Below are 17059 nucleotides of genomic sequence, written 5' to 3'. Positions count from 1 at the left end.
CGCCCCCGGTAGGTGCCGACCTTGGTCGGCACAGCGCCATCTGCCCTGGTGGGTGCCGACCTTGGTCGGCACCGCCACCATCCTCGTGGCGTGGATCTACCGGAACAAAACAAAAGGCCCGCCGGTCAGGGCGGGCCTTCCATCACCACCACGCAACCTCAGCCGCGTGGCGGTGTCGGGTCGGGATCATCCACGCCCACGTTGCTGGACGGGTTGTCATACACCGCCTGGTCGAGCAGGCCGGTCTCCTTGGCCACGATCACCGGCACCAGCATCTGGCCCGTCACGTTCGTCATCGTGCGCATCATGTCCAGGATGCGGTCGATGGCATACAGGTAGCCGATCGTCTCCAGCGGCAGGTTGGCCGCGCTCAGCACCACCGTAGCCATGATCACCGCGGTACCTGGCACGCCGGCCGTACCGAAGCTGCCCAGCACCGAGGCGATCAGCACCACCACGTACTGTTCCGGGGTCAGCGGCACACCGCTGTACTGCGCGATGAACACCGCGCACAGCGCCGGATAGATCGCACCACAGCCGTCCATCTTGATGCTGGCGCCCAGCGGCACCGCGAACGAACCGTAGTCCTTGTTAACGCCCAGGTTGTGGGTGATCGAACGCAGCGCCACCGGCATCGCGGCGAAGCTGGACGAGCTGACGAAGGCCACCTGCATGCCCGGCGCCGCGCCGCGGAAGAACTTCAGCGGATTCAGACCATGCGCCAGCAGCAGTGCGCTGTAGACCACCACGATGTGCAGGGCACAGGCCACGTACAGGGCCAGCACGAAATGACCCAGCGGCAGCAGCTTCTCGAACCCGTAGCTGCCGACCAGACCGGCGATCAGCCCGAAGGTACCGATCGGGGTGACTTCCAGCACGAAGCGGGTCACCTGGATCATGATGTCGCTCATCTGGCCGACCAGCTTGCGCGCCTCGGTCACCTTCTCGCCCAGCTTGACGATGGCGAAACCGACCAGACCAGCAAAGAAGATCACCGGCAGGATCGAGCCACGGCCGGCGGCCAGCACGGTTTCACCCGCGGCATTGACCTTGGTGCCGATGCCGGACAGCGCATAGAAGACATTGGCCGGCACCACGTCCAGCAATACCTGTACCACGCTGGGCACTTCGCGCGGCACATAGTTGCTGGCCATCGCCAACTGCAGGCCACCCGCGCCGGGCTGCAGCACCGTGCCTACGGCCAGGCCAACGCACACCGCCAGCGCGGCGGTGATCACGAACCACAGGAAGGTGCGGCCACTGAGCGCGGCGATCGACTTCTGGCCGTGCAGCGACGAGATCGCATTGATGACCGCGAAGAACACCAGCGGCACCGCGATCATCTTGATCAGGGTGACGTACAGCTCGCCGAGCGGGCCGAACCACGTTTCCGCGGCCGGGCCGAGCGCCCAGCCGGCCAGCGCGCCGAGCACGAAGCCACCGACCACGCGCTGCCAGAATGGAATCCGCAGCCAGGCAGAGACCAGCTTCATAGGCAATCCAGAGGGAAGGAAGGGATGCTGGCACGATAGCCCAACAACGGCTGGGGAACGACCGCCCGGCCGGCAAATCAGTGTGTCATCGGCGTGCCTTGCGAGGGCGGGCATAATGAACGTCCCGTTACAGTTTGTGAGATCCCAGCGTCCATGCGCCGTTCCGTCTCCCTGTTGGCCGCCTGCGCCACCACCCTGCTGCTGGGCGCCTGCGCCAGCACCGCACCCGCGTCCGCTCCGGCCGGCCTGAAGGTCGCCGTCGATCCCGTCGCCCACCCGGCCGGCGAGACACCGCAGTGGTGGTACCGCAGCGGCGCCGCCCAGGCCGCCGCCAACGGCGCGATGTCCGGCAAGGCCAGGAACGTCATCCTGTTCCTCGGTGACGGCATGAGCCTGACCACCGTGGCCGCCTCGCGCATCTACGAAGGCCAGCAGAAGGGCGGCTCCGGCGAAGAGAACCTGCTGTCCTGGGAGCGCTTCCCGGCCACGGCGTTCAGCAAGACCTACAACACAGATTCGCAGACCCCCGATTCGGCCGGCACCATGACCGCCATCACCACCGGCGTGAAGACCCACATGGGTGCGATCGGCGTCAGTGCCGGCAGCCGCACCGACTGTGCCGACAGCCTGTCCAAGGGCCTGCTGACCTGGCTGCAGCTGGCCGACAGCGCCGGCCTGGCTACCGGCGTGGTATCCACCGCGCGCCTGACCCATGCCACCCCGGCCGCCACCTATGCGCACTCGCCCGAGCGCAACTGGGAAAACGACACCGACCTGACCGACGCGGCCAAGGCCGCAGGCTGCAAGGACATCGCCCAGCAGCTGCTGTCGACCTCGCGCTATGGCCGTGGCCCGCTGGTCGCCCTCGGCGGCGGCCGTGGTGAGTTCACCACGGTGGAAGAGCGCGACCCGGAGTACGACGACAAGGTCGGCCAGCGCCTGGATGGCCGCAGCCTGGTGCAGGAATGGCAGCAGGCGCACCCGCAGGGCGCCTACGTGTGGAACAGCAAGCAGCTGGCCGCCGCCGCGGATGCGCCGGCCATCCTTGGCCTGTTCGAACCGGACCACATGCGCTACGAGTACGAGCGCCCGCAGGATCCGGGCGGTGAGCCGAGCCTGGCCGAACTGACGGCGGCAGCCATCAAGAATCTGGCCAAGCACCAGGAAGGCTACGTGCTGATGATCGAAGGCGCGCGCATCGACCACGCCAACCACAGCGGCAACGCCTACCGTGCCCTGACCGAGACCGTGGCGCTGTCCGACGCGGTGCGCGTGGCCAACGAGCTGACCTCGGCCGACGACACCCTGATCATCGTCACCGCCGACCACTCGCACACGCTGAACTTCGTCGGCTACCCGGCACGCGGCAATCCGATCCTGGGCAAGGTGAAGGACAAGGGCGGCGAAGATGGTGCCGGCAAGCTGGACTACGCGCTGGACGGCACCGGCCAGCCCTACACCACGTTGAGCTACGCCAATGGCCCGGGCCATACCGGCAGCAGCAACCAGCAGCCGGCCGGCCCGAAGCGCTACCCGCACAACCCGAGCAGCTTCGAACCGGCCAACGGCCGCCCGAACCTGCGCGAGGTCGACACCGAGCATCCGGACTACATGCAGGAAGCACTGGTGCCGATGAAGTCCGAATCGCATGGTGGTGAAGACGTCGGCATCTGGGCGCGTGGCCCGGGCAGCAAGGCGATCCGCGGCACGCTGGAACAGAACGCGATCTACCACATGATCGTGCAGGCCACCCCGGCCCTGCGCGAGCGCCTGTGCCAGGCCGGCACCTGCGATGACAAGGGCGTACCGGTGCAGCTGCCGGCACCGACGGCCTTCGAACGCAAGGCCGAGGCCAAGTGATCGTGCCGCAGGCCCGCCCTGCCCCCGCCCGCGGCCGTTTCGCGCGGTCGCTGGCCCTGCTCGGCGCGCTGGCCAGTTCCAGCGCGCTGGCGCAGGCACCGGCCTGCAAGCTGCTGACCGACGAACACGGGTTGTGGCCGCTGCCCAACTGCGAGGTGGTCGATCACCGGCCGAAGATCAGCGCCGATACGCTGAAGGACCTGAACTACGACGACCACGGCCTGGCCGTGGTATATGCCGATCAGGGCTTCCACTACATCGACCGCAAGGGCCGCAGCCTGCCGGTGCTGACCTGGGACAACGGCCCGGAGACACCGGAGGAAGGCCTGCTGCGCGGGCGCGTCGGCAATCGCGTGGGCTACTTCGATCTGACATTCCGCCAGGTAGTGCCGGGCACCTTCGATTTCGCCTGGCCATTCCGCGATGGCGTGGCCGAGGTCTGCAACGGCTGCCGTCGCGGCACGCCGGATGGCGATGGCCACACGCCGATGGAAGGCGGAGAGCGGTTCCGGATCGACCGCTCGGGCCGTCGGGTGAAGTAGGGTTTTCGGCAGGGCTGCGCCCTGCACCTGCAGACGCAACGGCAACGGCCGAAGCAACAGCAACAGCGTGCATTCCGTGGGATGGCGGGGCACTGTGGGTTTGCGGGGACGCCGTAAACCCATCCATGGGGGCTTGGTCGCCGCATCCATGCGGCTCACACCCCGCAAACCCACAGTGCCCCGCCTTCGACAGGTTCCCGGTGACGGTTGGACCATCCACGCTTTGCGTGGATCACATCTGTCAGATATCGAATTGAATCCGGGGTCAGATCCGTTTTCCTGCGGAAAACGGATCTGACCCCAAGAGCAATTCCGACAGTTCGCAGGAAACTGTCGAAGGCGGGGTGGGTCCGGTTGCGGGAGTGTCCGCGGCATGGATGCCGCGGCCAAGCCCCCAAGGATGGGTTTACGGCGTCTCCCGCAACCGGACCCACCCCGCCATCCCTCAGCTGACCAGCTGTTGCTGTTGCTGTTGCTGTTGCTCTGGCTCGTAGCGGGTGCAGGGCGCAGCCCTGCCAAGTAAACCCCACCCTATACTTGCCGCCGTGACTGCCTTCCCCGCCCTCGTTCCGCTGGATGCGCCGCTGCTGGTGGGCTACAGCGGTGGTGTCGACTCCACCGTGCTGCTGCACTGGCTATGGCGCTGCGCCCAGGCTTCCGGCACGGCGCTGCGTGCGGTGCACGTACACCACGGCCTGCAGCCAGCCGCCGACGACTGGGTACGGCATTGCCAGCAGCAGTGCGCGACCCTCGGTATCGAGCTGGCCGTGCATCACGTACAGGTCGACGACACCACAGGCCTCGGCCTCGAAGGCGCGGCGCGCCAGGCACGACGTGCCGCCTTCGCGGCTGAGCTGCGCGAAGGTGAAACGCTGGCACTGGCGCAGCACCAGGATGACCAGGCCGAGACCTTCCTGCTGCGCGCACTGCGCGGTTCGGGCGTCGATGGCCTTGCAGCGATGTCCGCACGCAGCCGTCTTGGCGAACATCACCTGTGGCGACCACTGCTGTCGACGCCGCGCACCGCGCTGCTCGACTACGCCCAGCAGCACGCGCTGCAATGGATCGAAGACCCCAGCAACGCCGAAGACCACGCCGATCGCAACTTCCTGCGCCTGCAGGTGTTGCCGTTGCTGCGCCAGCGCTGGCCGCACGCGGCGGCGGCATTGGCCGGCAGCGCGACGCATTGCCGGCAGACCCGCGAACTGCTGGACGAGGAAGACGCCGAGCTGATCGCGCACCTGGAAGTGGCACCGCGCGTGCTGTCACTGGAACTGCTGCGCCAAGTGTCGCCGGCGCGCGCGGCACGCGTGCTGCGCGCCTGGGTGATCGGCCACGGCGCAGCACCGTTGCCGGCCACGGTGTTGCAGCAGGCGCTGGAGGAGCTGTTGCCGGCCGACATCGACCGCCAGGCGCGTGTGCGCTGGCAGGATCACGTGATCCAGCAATGGCGTGACCATGCCTACCTGCTGCCGGCCCGGCTGCCCTCGCTGCCCCTCGACTGGCAGGCCGCCTGGGATGGCCGAGCACCGCTGCCATTGCCCGACGGTGGCCAGCTGAGCCTGCTTGGCGCCAGCGCTTTCGAACAACCACTGCAGGTCCGTGCACGCGTGGGCGGTGAGCGCATCCTGCTGCCGGGTCGCCAGCATTCGCATGCGCTGAAGGACTGCCTGCAACGCGAACATCTTGCCCCCTGGCGACGCGCCCAGCTGCCGTTGATCTTCGATGGCCCGCAGTTGCTGGCCGCCGCCGACGTGGTCATCGCCGCGCCCTTGCAGGCCTGGTTGCAGGCCAACGAGGCACAGCTCCAGTGGCGTCCCGGCGGCTGGTGAATTGACCCCCGCGCGCGGCCCGTCCACACTTGCCGCATGGCCAAGAAGTCCCCTGAAAACGCCTCCCCGGTCGCCCAGTTCGAGCAGTCGCTCGAATCGCTGGAGCAGCTGGTGGAGCAGATGGAAACCGGCGAGCTGAGCCTGGAAGCGTCGCTCAGTGCTTACGAACGTGGCGTCGGTCTGTACCGCCAGTGCCAGCAGGCACTGGAGCAGGCCGAACTGCGTGTACGCCTGCTCAGCGATCCGGCGCAGCCGGAAGCCTCCGAGCCTTTCGATCCGCCCAGCCATGACGGCTGAGGTTCTGTTCGAGCGCTGGCGCGACCGTATCGAAAGCCAGCTCGACGCTGCCCTGCCCTCGCCTGCCGAAGCACCGCAGCGCCTGCACCAGGCCATGCGCTATTCGGTGCTGGGCGGTGGCAAGCGCATGCGCCCGCTGCTGGTGTATGCCAGCGGGCACCTGTTCGGCGCGCAGCCTGAAAGCCTGGACGCAGCGGCCATGTCCGTCGAGCTGATCCACGCCTATTCACTGGTGCATGACGACCTGCCGGCAATGGACGACGATGCCCTGCGCCGCGGCAAGCCGACCACCCACATCGCCTTCGACGAAGCCACCGCGATCTTGGCCGGCGACGCACTGCAGACCCGTGCCTTCGGCCTGCTGGCCGATGCGCCACTGCCCGCCACGCTGCGCGTGGCCTGCCTGCAGACCCTGGCCCACGCGTCCGGTGCCTCCGGCATGTGCGGCGGCCAGGCGCTGGACATCGATGCCACCGGCCAGCAGCAGACACTGGCAGCATTGACCCGCATGCATGCCCTGAAGACCGGTGCGCTGATCCGGGCGGCGGTACGCATGGGCGCGCTGTGCGGCCAGGCCCACGGACCGCAGCTGGCCCAGCTGGACAGCTTCGCCGATGCGCTTGGCCTGGCCTTCCAGGTGCGCGATGACATCCTCGATGTCGAAGCCAGTTCCGAACAGCTGGGCAAGACCGCCGGCAAGGACCAGGCACAGGACAAGAGCACCTTCCCCGCCCTGCTCGGCATGGACGGTGCGAAGGCGCAGCTGCAGGAACTGGCGGCACGCATGCAGGCCCTGCTGGCCGGGTATGGCGACGAGGCCGATGCGCTGCGCGCACTGGCGACGCTGGCGGTGGAACGCGATCACTGATCGCTGCACGCGGCCCGGCATTTCCCGCACACGAAAACGCCCGGCAATGCCGGGCGTTTTCAGTTCCGCGTGCGGACGATCTTACTTGATCAGGCGCAGCGCGAACGGGTAGCGGTAGGCTTCGCCGTTGTTGGCCTTGACCGCAGCGATGATGCTGAACACCAGGCTGATGATGCCGACGATCGGCGCCAGGATGCCGCCGATGATCACGATCATCAGGATCATGCTGATGATCATGGCGATGGTCACGGTGATCTGGAAGTTCAGGGCTTCCTTGGCCTGGTCGGTCACGAAGGCCTTGCCCGCGTCATCCTTGTTGATCAGCCAGATGATCAGCGCGCCGATGAAGCCGGTGAAGATGCCCAGCAGGTGCGCGGCCAGGGCCATGGTGCGCTGGTCGGCCGGGACGTCGGTGGTGGCCGGCGGCGGCGGGACGTTATCGAATTCACTCACGACAAAACTCCTTTTCATTGGGTGGTCTTGACCAACCAGCACCCAGCTGATTGCGTCAGGCGCGCATAGCTTACGCCATCGACGGCATCAATCATTACCTGCGATGGTCATCCGCCCCAACAGGATCGAACCGGTCCGGATGTGCGAGCGGGGATCGACGTCGCTGCCGACCGCCTCGATGCTGCTGAACATCTCGCGCAGGTTGCCGGCGATGGTGATCCCGTCCACCGGGTACTGGATCTCGCCGTTTTCGACCCGGAAGCCACCCGCGCCACGCGAATAGTCGCCGGTCACGCCGTTCACGCCCTGCCCCATCAGCTCGGTCACCAGCAGGCCGTCGCCCATCTGCCGCGCGATGTCCTGCAGGGAGCCGGCGTTGGCCGCCAGCTGCAGGTTGTGCACGCCGCCGGCGTTGGCGGTGGTCTGCAGGCCCAGCTTGCGTGCCGAGTAGCTGCCCAGCACATAGCGCTGCAGCACGCCGTCGCGGACCAGCGCCGAGGCCCGGGTGGCGACGCCATCGCCGTCGAAGGCTGCCGAGCGCAGGCCGCGGCGCAGGTGCGGCAGCTCCTCGATCTGCATCCATTCCGGGAACAGGCGCTGGCCAACGCTGTCCAGCAGGAAGCTGGCCTGGCGGTACAGGGCACCACCGGACACCGCCGACAGCAGATGCCCGACCAGGCTGCGCGCCACTTCCGGGGCGAACAGCACCGGCATGCTGCCGGTGGCCAGCGATCGCGGCTGCAGGCGGGCGACAGTGCGCTCGGCGGCACGACGACCGACCAGGCCGACGTCCTCCAGGTCCTCGCGAGCCAGCGCACTGGTGTACCAGCCGTCACGCTGCATGCCATCGCCCTGCCCGGCGATCAGCGCACAACCGACCGAATGGTGGGTGCCGCGCTCACGGCCGATGAAGCCATGCGAATTGGCATAGACCGACAGGCTCTGCATGCTCGACACCGAGGCGCCGTCGGAATTGCGGATCTGCGCATCGGCCTCACGGCCTGCGGCTTCGCAGGCCAGGGCCAGGTCCACTGCCTCGTCGGCCTGCAGCGCCCACGGGTGCCAGCCATCCAGGTCCGGGAAGTGGGTGGCCATCAGGTCCGCCTCGGCCAGGCCGGCGGCCGGGTCGTCCTCGGTATGCCGGGCGATGGCGCAGGCCTGCTCGACCGTGGCCGCCAGGCTGGCCTCGTTCAGGTCGCCGGTGCTGGCGCTGCCCTTGCGTTGGCCGAAGTACACGGTGACGGCGATGCCGCGGTCGCGGGTGGACTGCACGGTTTCGACCTCGCCGAGGCGGACATTGACCTCCAGCCCACGGTCTTCGCTGCAGCTGACTTCGGCCTGGCTGGCGCCCAGCGCGCGGGCGCGGTCAAGCAGCTGCTGGGAGAGGTCGGCCAGCCGTTCCAGCCGGGCCGGGCTGTCGTCGCCGACAGCGGCTTCAGGGGCGATCACGTTCAATGCTTTATCCTGTACGGGTTGGGCCCGGCATCACGCCGGGCGACTTTTTTTGAAATCAGGTATGGACGATGCGCGGACGCGACGAAGAAACCGGTGAATTCCACGACAAGAGCCGCAGCCAGAACCGGCGCGACGCGCTCGACGTCCTGGCCCTGGGCGAAAAACTGGTGTCGCTGACACCGGCCCAGCTGGCGCGCCTGCCGATCCCGGAAGACCTGCTGCCGCACATCGCCGAGTGCAAGCGCATCACCGCCCACATCGCCCACAAGCGCCAGCTGGCGTTCCTGGCCAAGCACATGCGCCGCGAAGAAGACGCCACGCTGGATGCGATCCGCGATGCGCTGGATGCCAACAGCGAAACCGGCCGCCGCGAGGTGGCGATGATGCACCGCGTGGAAGACTGGCGCGAGCGCCTGCTGGCCGAAGGTGACAAGGCGCTGGCCGCCCTGCTGGACGACTACCCGCAGGCCGACCGCCAGCAGCTGCGCACGCTGGTGCGCAATGCGCAGGCCGAGAAGGCGAAGAACAAGCCGCCGCGTGCCTACCGCGAGATCTACCAGGTGCTGCGCGCACTGATGCTGCCGGCGGCGCTCGGCCTGAAGGCCAGCGCCGAAGACGCCGGCCACATCGAGACCGACGAAGCCGACGAGGACTGAGTCCGCGCCGGCGCGGGCGGTGGCGCTGGCCATCGCCCGGCTCAGGCCTGGGTACCGCCGACGGTGATGCCCTCGATCAACAGCGACGGCTGGCCGACACCCACCGGCACACTCTGCCCGTCCTTGCCACAGATACCCACGCCCTCATCCAGGGCCAGGTCGTTGCCGACCATGCGTACCTTCTGCATGGTCTCCGGACCGTTGCCGATCAGGGTCGCGCCCTTCACCGGCGCGGTGATGCGGCCATCCTCGATCAGGTAGGCCTCGGTGGCCGAGAACACGTACTTGCCGCTGGTGATGTCGACCTGGCCGCCGCCGAAGTTGACCGCATACAGGCCTTTCTTCACCGAACGGATCATTTCCTGCGGATCGTGCTGACCGGCACGCATGTAGGTATTGGTCATGCGCGGCATGGTCAGGTGCGCGAACGATTCGCGGCGCCCGTTGCCGGTCGGTGCCATGCCCATCAGGCGTGCATTGAGGCTGTCCTGCATGTAGCCGACCAGGATGCCGTCCTCGATCAGCGTGGTGCACTGGCTCGGGTGGCCTTCGTCGTCGATGTTGAGCGAACCGCGACGCCCGTCGAGGGTGCCATCGTCGACGATGGTCACGCCTGGTGCCGCCACGCGTTCGCCAATGCGGCCAGCGTAGACGCTGGTGCCCTTGCGGTTGAAATCGCCTTCCAGGCCATGGCCGACCGCCTCGTGCAGCAGCACGCCGGGCCAGCCCGGGCCCAGTACCACAGGCATCACGCCGGCCGGTGCCGGCACGGCGTCCAGGTTCACCAGCGCCTGGCGCAGGGCCTCGCGCGCGAACGCTTCCGGGCGGCCATCCGCGAACAGTTCCTCATAGCCATAGCGGCCACCGCCGCCGGCATAGCCCGACTCGCGGCGACCGTTGTGTTCGACGATCACCTGCACGTTCAGGCGCACCAGCGGGCGCACGTCAGCGCCCAGCACGCCGTCGCTACGGGCGATCAGCACCGTATCCACGCCACCGGACAGGCTGACCATCACCTGCTTCACGCGCGGGTCGGCGGCACGCAGGTAGCCGTCCAGGCGCTTGAGCACCTCGACCTTGGCCTCGTTGCCGACGCCATCGATGGGATCCAGCGCCGGGTACAGCGCGCGTGCATTGCCGCGCAGCAGCGAGCGCCCGGCCTGCGCGCCACCTTCGCGCGAGATCGCACGCGCCGACTGCGCCGCGGCCAGCAGCGCGTCGGCATGGATGTCATCGGAATAGGCTAAACCGGTCTTCTCGCCGGAAATCGCGCGGACACCCACGCCTTGCTCGATGGAGTGGGCACCGTCCTTGACGATGCCATCCTCCACGCTCCAGCTCTCGCGGCGAGCATGCTGGAAATAAAGGTCGCCGAAGTCGACTCCGGGGCCGAGCAACTGCCCGAAGGTGCGCTCCAGGCCAGCGGTATCCAGGCCACCGGGGCGCAGCAGGCGGTCTTGGGCAAGCGTCAGGGCGATATCAGTCATGGTCTCGATCTGGGGGTGCGGGGGCGCTCAGGCAAGCCCCGTGAACAGGAGGTCCACGCTCAGCGCGAGCGTGGCAGGTCGGTAACGGTCGGCGGAACGGCCGGGACCGGGCTCGGCACGGGCGCTGGCGGGGTCTTGTCGCGGCTGCGTTCAATCACTTCCACCTTCGGCTCCTTCCATGGGCCGGTCACCTTGTAGGTGCGGGCGCCGATCTCGCCGAGCGGCTTGGACAATACCGCATTGGTGGCCGCGCCGAGCGCCGCGCCCACCGGGCCACCTGCCACCGCGCCGACCACGGTCAGCAGGTTGCCGGCGCGCGGGTTGACATCGATGGTCTGGTCGAACTGCTGGTTGCGCAGGTCGGCCTGGCCACGGATGGTGATGTTCGCCGCCGGACCCTCGATCAGTACCTTGTCGGTGCGCGCCATGCCCTGCCCGAACTGCACGCTGCCATCCACCTGGTTGAACGCGAAGCCCTTGGAGAAGAAGTCGCGGAAGTCGAACATCAGGCGACGCGGCAGCTGGGCCACGCTGAGCAGGCCGAGCACGCGGCCAGCGCCGGGCTCCAGTTCCAGCAGCTGGCCGTTGCGTGCGTGCAGGTCCAGGCGCCCTTGCAGGTTGGCCAGCTGGAAGTCCGAGGGCCCCCCGCTCCACGACGCCTGCAGCTGTGCCTGGCCGGAACCGCCCCGCAGCTGGCCACCGTAGTCGAGGTTCTGCATCAGGCCCCCCAGGTCTTCACTGCGCACCTGCGCGGTCAGCTCGGTGCGGGCGCCACCGGTGCGGCCCAGCCAGCGGCCACTGATGTCAATCTCCTGGTCCGGTGCACGGAAGCGCAGCTCGTCCACGTTCAATCCGTTGGCCAGCGGCCGCGTGCGCAGCACCGCCTGGCCGAGCACGACTTTGCCGAACTGCAGGTCGGCGATGTCCAGCGCGAACGGCGGCAGCTTGGCCGGATCCATGTCATTGGCGCCCGCCTGCACCCGCACTGGCGCGGCCGGTGCGCCCGGTGCCGGCGGCAGCGACTGCCAGTGCACGCGGTCGAGTTGGCCGCTGATGGTGCCCCCTTCGGCATTGGGTACGGTCAGGCGACCGGCCAGCGAAGGTCCGTCCAGCCGCACATCCAGTGCCTGCGGGCCCGGCTGCAGCTGCAGGCGGGTCTGTTCGAAGACGCCACCGATCAGCATCAGCTTGCCAACCTGCACGTCCACCGCGCGCAGCGGCATGCCGTCATCGTCATTGCCACCACGGGCCAGGCCGATCCACTCCAGCGCATCCAGGGTCGGGCTGCGACCATTGACGGACAGTCCGCTCGGCGGCGGCTCGCGATCGGCATGGTCGCTGCCCAGGGTGACCTGCACACCGGTGCGGTTGTTGTGGCTGCGCGCGGCCAGGGCCAGGCGCTGGCCAAAGGCCACATCGATGCGACCAGCGCCCATCGGCAGCTGCGCGGCCACCGTGGTCGCCAGCGGCTCGGCGGCCGGCTTGTCCAAGGGCGCCGGCAGGTCCAGGCGGGTTCCCACCAGATCCGAACTCAGGCGCAGCTCGCTGGGCGGTGCGGGCGCTCCCGGTGCCACTTTGGGGAGGTTGACCGCAATGGTCCATGGCGAGGTACCGGCGATATAGGGCTTGAGCCACGCCATTTCCGGGGCGCGGTCAATCAGCACGCCGGCGTCGAGGTTGGCCGCCAGCTGCGACTCGAACGCCAGCCTACTGTCGTGCACGTAGCCGCCGGCGCGCAGGCTCAAGCGGCCGTCCTGACCAAGGTGGCGCACCGCCAGTTCCTCGGCACCGAAGCCGCCATTGCTGTAGCGCGCCTGCCCATGCATGTTGTCGAAGGCCAGCTGGAAGCGCTTGTCCACCAGCTTCACACCATTGAGGTCGACCGTGCCCTGCAGGTGACCGCCGCCTTCATCGTGGTGCAGCGGCTGCAGCAGGTCGAAGGTCACATGCGCCGGGCCGCTGGCGACCAGGTTGTCCAGGGTATCGCCATAGTCCTTGTGCAGCGGGCTCTGCCGCAGCATCGCAAGCAGCTTGCCCGCATCGCTGGGCGCATCCGCGCGCACATACAGCGGCTGCTGGCCGAAGTCCGGAATGCCCGCTTCGAATGCCTGTACCGCCACGCCGGCCAGATCGCCGCGCCCACGCATATCGAAGCCGGGGCCGATGAAGGCGATATCGGCATCGACCTGGCGCATCAGCGGCCAATCGTGCTGGAAGCGGATCTCGCCGTTGGTGATGTGTCCGGTGGCCTCGAAGCGGCCATCATGGTTGTCGAACGGCCAGTCATCCAGGTCACCACTGACCAGGCCGACACCGTTGCGCACCTGCCCACCGGCCAGTGCCATGTCCAGCCAGTCGGTAGCACCTTTGCTCATCTTGGAATGGATCCAGAACCGCTTGGCCGCGGTCATCGGCACATCGTCCAGCTTGGCCGCCAGCTGCAGCCACGGCCGCGTGCCGTCACCCTGGAACCAGACGCCGCCACGCACATCGGCCGCGTAATCGGTCCCTTCCACCCGCATCGCCGCAGTGCCGATGCGCCAGCCACCGGCCTCGTCGCGCCAGCCCACCACCTGCCCGGCCAGATGCAGGTCGTGGCGCACGCCGAAGCCCGTCGGCCAATCGAACTGCAGCTGACGTTGCGGCTGCAGCTGCAGGCTGAAGCCATCGGCATCGCCCTCGAAGCGTCCCCCCAGGCCACGCAGGCCCGGCGAGTGACCCACGCTGGCGAAGCCCAGCGACTGCAGCTCACCCTGGACCCACAACGGGCCATCACGTTCGCCGGCCAGCTGCAGCTCACGCACATCCAGCTGCGGTTTGGACAGGAACAGCCAATGGCGCAGGCCGGGGTCGAGGCGATCACTCAGCGCCAGGGCGCGCAGCGCGGTACCGGCCTGTACCTCGCCGGAACCAACCCGCAACTGCTTGCCGACCTGCAGGTGCAGGCCATCGAGCTGTTGTTCGCCGTCTTCCGTCTTCAGACGAAGGCGCGGCACCTGCAGCGCCCAGCCATCGGCCTGGCGCTGCCAGCGCAGGCGGGCCTGCACGCGCTGCAGCTGCAGCTGCGGAGCAGCCACGTCGGGCATCGGTGCGCCATCGATGCGGACGTCACGCAGGTCCGAATCAGTGGTCAGGGCCACCGGCGCGAAATCGCGCAGGGTCAGCCACAGGTTCAGTTCGCCCTTGCCCTCGCGCAGGCGGATGCCCCCGGCCGCCAGCAGCGGCGACCAGGCGTGGAAATCAACGGGGTCTGCGCCAAGCCAGGCCTGGCCGTTGCCGCCTGCGCGGTCCACGTCCAGTACCGCAGTCAAAGGCAGCGCGTCGGCCTGTGCCCATGCCCGTACGCCCACCCGCAGGCGCTGGCCGTTGACGCGCAGGCGGAGGTCGATGCGCGGCAGCGTGGTGTCGATGCCCAGGCCCGGCGCATGCACGCCCAGGCGGCCACCGATCACCTGCAGTTCGCCCAGCCGGCGCAACGCGTCCAGCGGATCGCCGCCGGTGTTGGACTGCGGCAGGCCACGCACCGACCAGCGGCCGTCCTCGCCCTGCTGCAGGTCCAGTGCCAGGCCACGCAGGCGCAGTTCGGTCAACGAGCGGCCGGGCAGCAGCCCGCTGTACATCGACACCAGCACCTCGGCCTCGCCGATCGCCAGGCCCTGGCCGGCGCCGATGCGCAGGCCCTTCAGCTGCAGCAGCGGACCACGCCGGGTCCAGGCCGTCTGCAGCTGATCGAAATGCACCGGCTGGCCGGCGCGTTCACTCAACCAGGCGGCAATCCTGTCGGGATGGCGCTCGGCCAGCGGCAGCAGCTGGCTGAGAGTGCCCACCAGCAGTGCCAGCCCGACCAGGCCCACCGCGCAGGCGGCAATGAAATGACGGCGGATCCTTCGCAGTCGCAGGCGCGGCGGCGCGCTCATCGGCCACCGCCGGCCTGCGGCCGGCGAGGATCAGAGCAGAACGACATCGAATTGCTCCTGCAGGTACTGCTCGTCCGCCTGGAAGCGGATGCTCTTGCCGAGGAATTCCTCCAGCTCGGCCACCGCCGAGGATTCCTCGTCGGTGATGCGCGCCACCACCTTGGTCGAGGCGATCACCAGCAGGCGCGCGGCATCGAACTGGCGCACGGCACGGGTGATCTCGCGGAAGATCTCGTAGGTCACCGTTTCGGTGGTCTTGATGCTGCCACGGCCGCTGCACTGCGGGCAGGTTTCCGACAGCTGGCGCTCCAGGCTTTCGACCGTGCGCTTGCGGGTCATTTCCACCAGGCCCAGCGGCGAGAAGTCGTACACCGTGGTCTTGGCATGGTCGCGGGCCAGCGCCTTTTCCAGCGTGCGCAGCACCTGGCGGCGATGCTCGGCATCATCCATGTCGATGAAGTCGATGATGATGATGCCGCCCAGGTTGCGCAGCCGCAGCTGCCGTGCCACTGCCTGTGCCGCTTCCAGGTTGGTGCGGAACACCGTCTCTTCCAGGTTGCGCTGGCCGAGGAACGAACCGGTGTTGACGTCGATGGTGGTCATCGCCTCGGTCTGGTCGATCACCAGGTAGCCACCGGATTTCAGCGGCACCTGCTTGTCCAGCGCACGGCCGATCTCGTCCTCCACCCCGAACATGTCGAAGATCGGGCGATCACCGGCGTACAGCTCCAGCTTCTCGGCCAGCACCGGCATGTACTTGGCAACGAAGGCCTGCAGCTGGCCGAAGGTCTCCTTCGAATCCACCTTCACCTTGTCCACATCCTTGCGGATCAGGTCGCGCACCGAACGCAGCGGCAGGCTCAGGTCCTCATAGATGTTGCTGCACGAGGCCGCTTCGCGGCCGCGGCGCTCGACCACGTTCCAGACCCGCGACAGGTAAGCGATGTCCTCGGCGATGGCCTCGGCCGGCTGGCCTTCGGCGTTGGTACGCACGATGTAGCCGTAGCCGCCATGCTGCGCAGACAGCTCGGTCACCAGGGCCTTCAGGCGGGCGCGCTCGGCCTCATCCTCGATGCGCGCGGACACGCCCACGACCTTGGATTGCGGCAGCAGCACCATGTAGCGCGACGGAATGCTGATCTGCGTGGTCAGGCGTGCCCCCTTGGTGCCGATCGGGTCCTTCACCACCTGCACCACGATGTCCTGGCCGTCACGCAGCAGCTCGACGATGGGCACGCTGGCCGGCGGCGGCAGGGTGGTGTTCTCGGTGTCGGCGCTGGCTACCGGCGCCGGGCGCACCACGTCGTTGGCGTGCAGGAACGCGGCGCGCTCCAGCCCCACTTCGACGAACGCGGCCTGCATGCCGGGCATGACCCGCTGCACCTTGCCCTTGTAGATGTTGCCGACCACGCCACGGCGCCAGCCGCGCTCGATGTGCAGTTCCTGCAGCATGCCGTTTTCGATCACCGCGACCCGGGTTTCGCGCGGGGTCACATTGACCAGGATTTCCTCAGACATCGGCAGCCTCCCTGGCGGCATCAGCAGTTGGGGCCGGCACGCCGCAGCGCGCCAGCAGACGATCGGTGTGCAGCAGCGGCAGTCCCATCACGCCGGAGTAGCTGCCGGAAAGATGTTCGATCCAGCGTTCGGCCCCGCCCTGGATGGCGTAGGCGCCGGCCTTGTCCAGCGGCTCACCGGTGGCCACGTAGGCGGCGATGTCGGCGTCGGCGATAGGCGCGAAGGTCACTTCGGAAATGACCAGTTCGCTGTCCAGACCATCCGCACCGACCACCACCACGGCGGTCATTACCTGATGGGTGCGCCCGGCCAGTCGCGCCAGCATCGCGCGCGCGTCGGCGGCGTTGGCCGGCTTGCCGAACACTTCACCGTCCAGCACCACCTCGGTGTCCGAACCGAGCACGCGCGCCTGCGGGTCTCCGGTCAGCACCCGGACCAACCCGGCGCGTGCCTTGTCGGCGGCGACCCGGCACACATACTGTTCGGCACTCTCGGTCGCGGCACGCTGCTCGACGACCTCCAGGTCCAGGGCCTGGAAGGGGCGTCCGAGTCGGGCCAGCAGCTGGTTGCGTCGGGGGGAGCGGGAAGCAAGATAGAGCATCGGCACAGCATAACCTGAGCCCGTCACCTGAATCGTCGGCAACCCGTTACGGAACGCGTACAACCCCGAACGGGCTCACA

General features: G+C 68.2%; 13 protein-coding genes. 6 read left to right on the top strand and 7 right to left on the bottom strand.

Annotated features, from left to right (window positions below; translation table 11 throughout):
* Window positions 1–158: 158 nt before the first annotated feature.
* Window positions 159–1493, bottom strand: coding sequence for a dicarboxylate/amino acid:cation symporter (locus AASM09_RS06675; RefSeq protein WP_049430111.1), 1335 nt, complete (start codon window positions 1491–1493; stop codon window positions 159–161).
* 153 nt (window positions 1494–1646) lie between these two features.
* Between AASM09_RS06675 and AASM09_RS06670 the strand changes: the two genes are divergently transcribed.
* The 5 genes from AASM09_RS06670 (at window position 1647) to AASM09_RS06650 (ending at window position 6892) form a co-directional block, all read left to right on the top strand.
* Window positions 1647–3353 (top strand): alkaline phosphatase, encoded by a 1707-nt coding sequence (locus AASM09_RS06670; RefSeq protein ID WP_049430109.1) that lies wholly within the window; start codon window positions 1647–1649, stop codon window positions 3351–3353.
* A complete protein-coding gene (locus AASM09_RS06665) occupies window positions 3350–3895 on the top strand; it encodes a WG repeat-containing protein (RefSeq protein WP_049430108.1) in 546 nt (181 codons plus the stop codon). Before AASM09_RS06670 ends, AASM09_RS06665 begins: the two co-directional genes overlap by 4 nt.
* A gap of 545 nt (window positions 3896–4440) precedes the next feature.
* Window positions 4441–5727 (top strand): tRNA lysidine(34) synthetase TilS, encoded by a 1287-nt coding sequence (gene tilS, locus AASM09_RS06660; RefSeq protein ID WP_180848983.1) that lies wholly within the window; start codon window positions 4441–4443, stop codon window positions 5725–5727.
* Window positions 5728–5763: 36 nt separating this feature from the next.
* A complete protein-coding gene (locus AASM09_RS06655; protein WP_005410522.1) occupies window positions 5764–6024 on the top strand; it encodes an exodeoxyribonuclease VII small subunit in 261 nt (86 codons plus the stop codon).
* Complete coding sequence (locus AASM09_RS06650) at window positions 6014–6892, top strand: polyprenyl synthetase family protein (protein ID WP_049428319.1); 879 nt, start codon at window positions 6014–6016, stop codon at window positions 6890–6892. Before AASM09_RS06655 ends, AASM09_RS06650 begins: the two co-directional genes overlap by 11 nt.
* An 81-nt stretch (window positions 6893–6973) precedes the next feature.
* Here the strand turns inward: AASM09_RS06650 and AASM09_RS06645 are convergent, their stop codons facing one another.
* Together AASM09_RS06645 and pmbA are read right to left on the bottom strand one after the other, a co-directional pair.
* Window positions 6974–7345 carry a DUF4870 domain-containing protein gene (locus tag AASM09_RS06645; RefSeq protein ID WP_049428316.1) on the bottom strand — a complete coding sequence of 124 codons (372 nt, stop codon included), beginning with the start codon at window positions 7343–7345 and terminating at the stop codon, window positions 6974–6976.
* A gap of 87 nt (window positions 7346–7432) precedes the next feature.
* Window positions 7433–8800 carry a metalloprotease PmbA gene (pmbA, locus tag AASM09_RS06640; protein ID WP_049428314.1) on the bottom strand — a complete coding sequence of 456 codons (1368 nt, stop codon included), beginning with the start codon at window positions 8798–8800 and terminating at the stop codon, window positions 7433–7435.
* A 68-nt stretch (window positions 8801–8868) separates the two neighbouring features.
* On the opposite strand from pmbA, the gene yjgA reads away from it, so the two are divergent.
* On the top strand, window positions 8869–9456 hold the full coding sequence (gene yjgA, locus AASM09_RS06635) for a ribosome biogenesis factor YjgA (RefSeq protein WP_049428313.1): 588 nt from the start codon (window positions 8869–8871) through the stop codon (window positions 9454–9456).
* A 41-nt stretch (window positions 9457–9497) separates the two neighbouring features.
* On the opposite strand, the gene tldD is transcribed toward yjgA, so the two are convergent.
* Genes tldD through AASM09_RS06615 form a run of 4 tightly spaced genes read right to left on the bottom strand, consistent with a single transcriptional unit; the run spans window position 9498 to window position 16979 of the window.
* On the bottom strand, window positions 9498–10943 hold the full coding sequence (gene tldD, locus AASM09_RS06630) for a metalloprotease TldD (RefSeq protein WP_049428311.1): 1446 nt from the start codon (window positions 10941–10943) through the stop codon (window positions 9498–9500).
* A 59-nt stretch (window positions 10944–11002) separates the two neighbouring features.
* Complete coding sequence (locus AASM09_RS06625) at window positions 11003–14860, bottom strand: YhdP family protein (protein WP_343368889.1); 3858 nt, start codon at window positions 14858–14860, stop codon at window positions 11003–11005.
* A gap of 30 nt (window positions 14861–14890) precedes the next feature.
* Window positions 14891–16378 (bottom strand): ribonuclease G, encoded by a 1488-nt coding sequence (gene rng, locus AASM09_RS06620; protein ID WP_049428958.1) that lies wholly within the window; start codon window positions 16376–16378, stop codon window positions 14891–14893.
* Window positions 16371–16979 (bottom strand): Maf family nucleotide pyrophosphatase, encoded by a 609-nt coding sequence (locus tag AASM09_RS06615; protein ID WP_049428957.1) that lies wholly within the window; start codon window positions 16977–16979, stop codon window positions 16371–16373. Before AASM09_RS06615 ends, rng begins: the two co-directional genes overlap by 8 nt.
* Window positions 16980–17059: the final 80 nt, after the last annotated feature.

The organism is Stenotrophomonas maltophilia (genome assembly GCF_039555535.1).
GTDB lineage: Bacteria > Pseudomonadota > Gammaproteobacteria > Xanthomonadales > Xanthomonadaceae > Stenotrophomonas > Stenotrophomonas maltophilia_Q.
This window is presented reverse-complemented; position numbering and strand designations above follow the sequence as displayed.